Here is a 5,996-nt window from a genome sequence, read left to right as displayed (position 1 = left end):
TTTCCTATACTGCTCCTCCACTGGCGCGCTTCCTCCCATCCCCCCCCCCCCTCCCCCCCCCCCCCCCCCCCCCCCCCCCCCCCCCCCCCCCCCCCCCCCCCCCCCCCCCCCCCCCCCCCCCCCCCCCCCCTCCGGCGCGCCCGCACGCCCGCCAGGTGATCCAGAAGCACGCCCCGCCGCCGGCCCGGCTCAGCCCTCGCCACCCGCCGAACCCCCGGGACGGCGAAGTGACCGGCCGGTAGGGTGCTGCCGCACGGACACGGCCGACAGGAACGGGACGGGCAGATGAGCGGCAGCGGCGACGGCACGGGGTTCTTCGCATCGGTGGCGGACACCGCCGACCAGCTGGCCGCCACCGGCTACCTGGCCTCCACCGCCGTGGCCACCACCGTCTTCCTCGCCGACCGGCTCGGCAAGCCGCTGCTGGTCGAGGGCCCGGCCGGGGTCGGCAAGACCGAACTCGCCAAGGCGGTGGCCGCGATCGGCCGGGCCCGGCTGGTCCGGCTCCAGTGCTACGAGGGCATCGACGAGGCCCGCGCGCTCTACGAGTGGAACCACGCCAAGCAACTGCTGCGGATCACCGCCGGCCGCGACGAGGGCTGGGACCAGGCCCGCACCGACATCTTCGGCGAGGAGTTCCTGCTCACCCGCCCGCTGCTCACCGCCATCCGCGGCGACGAGCCCACCGTGCTGCTGATCGACGAGATGGACAAGGCCGACGTCGAGGTGGAGGCGCTGCTGCTGGAGGTGCTCAGCGACTTCCAGGTCACCGTGCCCGAACTCGGCACCATCGCCGCGAGCCGCCGCCCCTTCGTGCTGCTCACCTCCAACGCCACCCGTGAACTGTCCGAGGCACTGCGTCGACGCTGTCTCTTCCTCCACCTCGACTACCCGGACGCCGAGTTGGAGCGGCAGATCGTCCGGCGCAAGGTGCCCGGCCTGGACGACACGCTGGCCGCCTCGCTGGTCCGGGTGGTCGGCGCGCTGCGCGCGATGGACCTGCGCAAGGCGCCGTCCGTCGCCGAGACCATCGACTGGGCCCGCACCCTGCTGGCCCTCGGCGCGGACACCCTCGACGAGGCGGTCGTCCAGGACACCCTCGGGGTGATCCTCAAGCACCAGGACGACATCCGGAAGGCCGCGCAGAAGCTCACCCCCGCATGACCACCGCCCCGCCCCCGGCCGACACCGCCGCCCGGCTCACCGGCCTGGTCCGCGCGCTGCGCGGGCACGGCCTGCGGATCGGCCCCGCCGAGACGGTCGACGCGGCCGCCGTCCTCGACGTCCTCGGATTCGCCGACCGCGAGCAGATGCGGGCCGGCCTGGCCGCCGCGCTGCTGCGCTCGGACACCCAACGGGCCCTCTTCGACGCCACGTTCGACCTGTTCTTCCCGCTCGGCGTCGGCACCCCCGAGGCCGTCCGCGCCGACCCGCCCGCACTCCCGGACGACCCCCGGCCACCGCGCCCCGGCCGCCCCGACCCGCTGCGCGACGACCTGCGCGAGCGCCTCGCCGCCGCCCTGGCCGCCGACGACCGGGCCGCCCAGGCCCGGCTGGCCGGCGAGGTGGTGGAGGCCTTCGGCCGGTACGGCGCCGGTGCCACGCCGGCCTCGGACGGCTGGTCGGCCCACCAGGCGCTCGGCCGGCTCGCCCCCGAGACCCTGCTCGCCCGGATCCTCGCCGCCCTGCGCGAGCAGGCCACCGCCCCGGACCTGTCCGACCGCGTCCTCGCCGACGAGATCCGCCGCCGCATCCAGGACTTCCGCGCCCTGGTCGCCACCGAGGCCCGCCGCCGGGTCGCCGAACTGCGCGGCGCCGAGCGGATCGCCGAACGCGCCGTCGCACCCACCGCCGACCGGATCGACTTCCTCGCCGCCGGCCGCGACCAGCTCGCCGAACTGCGCCGCACCGTCCACCCGTTGGCCCGCAAGCTGGCCACCAGGCTGGCCGCCCGGCGCCGCGCCGCACGCGGACGGATCGACCTGCGCCGCACCCTGCGCCGCTCGCTGTCCACCGGCGGGGTGCCGCTGCGCCCTGCCTACCGGCTGCGCCGCCCGGCCCGGCCGGAACTCGTGCTGCTGTGCGACGTCTCCGGCTCGGTGGCCGGATTCGCCGACTTCACCATGCTGCTGGTGCGGGCGATGAGCGAACAGTTCAGCAAGGTGCGGGTGTTCGCCTTCGTGAGAGCCTGTTTTCATTCATCCGGGCGGCATCTGCCCAGGTCAGGAATCGAACAGGGATGATCTCAGGTGCCGTCGGCGACCCGGAGCGGGGTGGGGAGGAGGAACAACCGGCCTGTGGTGGCGGACTGGAAGTCGAGGACGCTGGTGAACGGGCCGGTGATCAGCGGCAGAGTGCGGTGCGCGCGGACCGTACGGCTCCACTCGCGGGTGGTGGCGATATCGCCGTCGAACCAAGTCAGGCGGCCACCGGGCCGGCGGATGGTCAGCCAGGGGGGCGGTCCGGGTACTGGTTGAAGTCTGTGATCGTGTGACCTGGGCCCTGGGCCCTGGACATCGAAGCTCGGCGAGGACGCGAAGTCGGCAGCAGCCGGCCCCAGCGGCGGCCCATCGACGGAGGGCTGGCGCTGGGGCCGATGGCCTGAGCACCCTAACCCGATTGCTCACCGGTCCAGGGGAGGCCAAGGCAGAACATGCCAGGGCGGGGCCGGGTCAGCTGTTGCCACCGCTGTTGCCACCGCCGTTGTTGCCACCGCCATTGTTGCCACCGCCATTGTTGCCACCGCCATTGTTGCCACCGCCACCACCAGTGGGGGGAGGCGAGAGCAGGCTGAGCAGGTTGCCCAGAACGCTGGGGGCGTAGACGTACGTGTTGCCGCAGTTGTTGGAGAATCCTGCGTCGTCGCCGACGACGCAGGCGATTCCGGAGTTTCCGCCGTGCCCGTGATCGCCGCCTGAGCTGGCGACAGCCCAACCCGCGTTCGTGAGCACGAGACCGGTGACAGCGGCCGCGACGACCGCCATTTTCTTGATCACAATTTCTCCTCAGTGTGAGACTTTGTGTCATAGTCCCGGGGAATACGCTTGCTATCGCTCAGCGCGGACGCCTCTTTGCGCGTTTTGCGATGATTTCACTCCTTAAGCCCAAAAAATCAACTGGCCTTGACCATCAGGAAAGTGAGGCGACGAATCACATCACCCGCCGGGTGTTTGCTTCAGCGCGGCGAATCCTCTGACAGGCCGCCCGGGGCCGTGGGAGAGTGAGGCGCCGGCCGGTGACTCGGGTTCTTCCCGGCCGCGTTCCCGACGGGGAACTTGAGAATGATCAGTGCCCGATCGGGGCGCGGGGATTGGGCTGGCCGGCCCGGCGGGACTGTCTTTGCGTGATGCGCCTGGTCATGAGGGTGATCGCGGCCCAAGTGATCAACGACTCGGAGTGCTGGATCAGCCGTTCGTAGTCCCTGGCGTGCCGGCGGGCGTGCGTGATCCAGGCGATCGACCGCTCCACCACCCAACGGCGCTTGATCACGACGAAGCCCTTCACGCCCTTCGGCCGGCCGACGGTCTTGAGGGTCAGGTTCAGGTACTTCTTCGCCCAGCCGCCCAGCTTCGGGCCCGCGTAGCCGGAGTCGGCCCAGACGATCGTGATCTCCGGATGCATCAGCCGCAGCCGGAACAGCACTTCCTTCGCCGCGTCGCGGTCGGTCATGTCGGCCGGGGTGACCATGACGAACAGCGGCAGGCCGTGGGTGTCCACGACCAGGTGGCGCTTGCGGCCGTTATCTTGAGCCAGCACTTCCGTGTTCTTCATGTGTGTGAAGTTCGCTGAATACCTGCTTCTGAGGGTGTGCGAAGCGTTCGGCTGGGCCGGGAATCGAACGGGTGGTGTCTCGGGCGTGGGTCCGCGCGCTCGCGCTGCTGACCGGGGAGGCTGGGCCGGGTGAGCGTCGAGAGCGAGTTCCCGGTGAGCGCCGAGCAGGTCTATGCGGCCCTGGTCGCGCTGGGGGACCAGCCCGTACTCGATCCTGAACTGTGGCCGCAGGGTCCGGAGGAGGGAAACCGCCGGCGGCTGCTCGGCGTACTGCTGGCCAGGGTCGAACTGGAGGTCACCGCCGCGACGAGGCTGGGGGTCGACCAGGACCAGGCCGAGGTGCTGCTCGGGTGGATGGACCAGGCCGGTTCCGGCTCTGCGGTGTCGACCAACGCGCTGATCAACCGGTTGCAGCGCACTGGCGTGCAGCTCATGGGCCTTGACCAGGACGAGACGCCCCCGGGCCGGATGGCGTCGGCGATGGCGATCGCCGTCGCGGTGGACGCGCTCGGCGCCCACCTCCACTTCGAGGCCGGCGACGTGGACGGGGTCCGCCGGGGTCTCGGCCGGACGGAGGCGGCCCTCATCGAGATCCTGCGGAGCATCCACGACCTGCGGGCGGAGATCGGCGACGCGGAAGAGGAACCCGACTGAACCGAGACGGTCAGGTGCCGGCCGCGGGCCGGACCGGCGTGGTGAGGAGCAGAAGGCGGCCGGCCGCGGCGACGGGCCGGAAATCGAAGACGCTGGTGAACGGGCCGGAGATCAGCAGCAGCGCGCCGTGGACGTGGACGCGGTTTCGCCACTCCCGGGTGGCGGCGATCTCGCCGTCGAACCAGGTCAGGCCGCACGGGCGACGAACGGTCAGCCGGTAGCCGTCCAGGACGGTGGACCAGGCGCACTGCTGACCGGTGGTGAGGGCGGGGACGTCGTCGTGCGGGGCCCAGCCGTCTTCGGCGAGCAGGGGACGACCGGGGGCTGCGGGGACCACCAGGGCCGGACGGCGGTCGGGCATCAGCTCGGGCCAGGGCCGGCCTAAGCCGGTGCTGCTGATGATCTCCATGCGTGGCCCTTCCCCCAAGTCCGCCCGTTCACCCTGCTCGTCGGATGGATCACATCATCGGGCAGGAAGCGGCCCCGGTGTCGGCGAACCGGCTGACCGGCGCCGGGAGGTCGTGGGAGAGTAGGGGTCGGCCGGTTCTTCCGGCGGCTCCGGGTGGCGATCGGTTGGCCGACTCCGAGAACGATCAGTCCCGCTGGGCCTCGCGGGACGCCGGCTGGCCCGAGCGCCTGGACTGCCGCTTGGTGATGCGCCTGGTCATCAGGGTGATCGCGGCCCAGGTGATCAGCGACTCGGAGTGCTGGACGAGGCGTTCGTAGTCGCGGGCGTGCCGGCGGGCGTGCATCACCCAGGCGTGCGAGCGTTCGACCACCCAACGGCGCGGCAGGACCACGAACCCCTTCGCGTCCTTGGGCCGGCTCACCGTCTTGATGGTGAGGTTCAGGTACTTCTTCGCCCAGCCGACCAGCTGCCCGGCGTAGGCGGAGTCGGCCCAGACGATCGTGATCTCCGGGTGCATCAGCCGCAGCCGGAACAGCACCTCCTTCGCGGCGTCGCGGTCGGTCATGTCGGCGGGGGTGACCATCACGAACAGCGGCAGGCCCTTCGTGTCCACCACCAGGTGCCGCTTCCTGCCGTTGATCTTCTTCGCCGCGTCGTAGCCCCGGCTGTCCTTGCCGACCGTCTCGGCGGCCTTCACCGACTGCGAGTCGATGATCGTGGCGACCGCGCCCGGCGCCCGGCCCATGTCCCGGCGGACCCGGGCGCGGAGCTGGTCACGGATCTGGCCGATCACCCCGGCCGCCGCCCAGCGCGCCATGAAGCCGAAAACCGTGCGCCAGGGCGGGAAGTCCTTCGGCAGCGCGCGCCACTTGCAGCCCGTGTCCACGACGTACCGAATCGCGTCCACGATCTCCCGACGCGGGTGCTTCTCCGGCCGCCCGCCGGCCTTCGTCTCGCAGGCCGGAACCGGCAGAAGCGCCTCGATCAGCGCCCACTCGTCGTCGAAGGTGTCCGACGGGTAGCAGCGACGCCGGGCCAACCTCGTTCCCTCCCCTCAAGACGAAGGCCCTGGTGGGGGGGGGGGGGGGGGGGGGGGGGGGGGGGGGGGGGGGGGGGGGGGGGGGGGGGGGGGTTTGGGGGGGGGGGGGGGGGGTAGGAAGTG

Annotated in this window: 5 protein-coding genes and 2 pseudogenes; 3 read left to right on the top strand and 4 right to left on the bottom strand. The window is 71.8% G+C overall.

The features are described 5' to 3' along the window. Positions 1–285 precede the first annotated feature (285 nt). Both AC07AL_RS32535 and AC07AL_RS32530 read left to right on the top strand, forming a co-directional pair. A complete protein-coding gene (locus AC07AL_RS32535) occupies positions 286–1,164 on the top strand; it encodes an AAA family ATPase (protein ID WP_363584781.1) in 879 nt (292 codons plus the stop codon). Then, positions 1,161–2,183: pseudogene (locus tag AC07AL_RS32530) on the top strand (VWA domain-containing protein); the annotation flags it as partial. The gene AC07AL_RS32535 and the pseudogene AC07AL_RS32530, both read left to right, overlap by 4 nt. Before the next feature lie 489 nt (positions 2,184–2,672). Here AC07AL_RS32530 and AC07AL_RS32525 read toward each other — a convergent pair. Together AC07AL_RS32525 and AC07AL_RS32520 are read right to left on the bottom strand one after the other, a co-directional pair. Continuing rightward, a complete protein-coding gene (locus AC07AL_RS32525) occupies positions 2,673–2,996 on the bottom strand; it encodes a hypothetical protein (RefSeq protein ID WP_478319174.1) in 324 nt (107 codons plus the stop codon). A gap of 343 nt (positions 2,997–3,339) precedes the next feature. Continuing rightward, a pseudogene (locus tag AC07AL_RS32520) lies at positions 3,340–3,754 on the bottom strand (transposase); the annotation flags it as partial. Between the two features lie 146 nt (positions 3,755–3,900). Here AC07AL_RS32520 and AC07AL_RS32515 point away from each other — a divergent pair. Continuing rightward, the gene (locus tag AC07AL_RS32515) at positions 3,901–4,425 is read left to right on the top strand and encodes a hypothetical protein (protein WP_478319173.1); all 525 of its coding nucleotides are present in this window, start codon (positions 3,901–3,903) and stop codon (positions 4,423–4,425) included. Between the two features lie 10 nt (positions 4,426–4,435). Here AC07AL_RS32515 and AC07AL_RS32510 read toward each other — a convergent pair whose 3' ends face one another. After that, a complete protein-coding gene (locus tag AC07AL_RS32510) occupies positions 4,436–4,834 on the bottom strand; it encodes a hypothetical protein (RefSeq protein ID WP_363584775.1) in 399 nt (132 codons plus the stop codon). A gap of 184 nt (positions 4,835–5,018) precedes the next feature. Beyond that, a complete protein-coding gene (locus AC07AL_RS32505) occupies positions 5,019–5,873 on the bottom strand; it encodes an IS5 family transposase (protein WP_363629851.1) in 855 nt (284 codons plus the stop codon). Positions 5,874–5,996 lie beyond the last annotated feature (123 nt).

The organism is Kitasatospora sp. NPDC043949 (genome assembly GCF_056435365.1).
This window is presented reverse-complemented; position numbering and strand designations above follow the sequence as displayed.

Bases quoted from the DNA above. Each gene is read 5' to 3' on its own strand.
- AC07AL_RS32535 (WP_363584781.1), top strand. From the start codon at position 286: ATGAGCGGCAGCGGCGACGGCACGGGGTTCTTCGCATCGGTGGCGGAC.
- AC07AL_RS32510 (WP_363584775.1), bottom strand. From the start codon at position 4,834: ATGGAGATCATCAGCAGCACCGGCTTAGGCCGGCCCTGGCCCGAGCTG.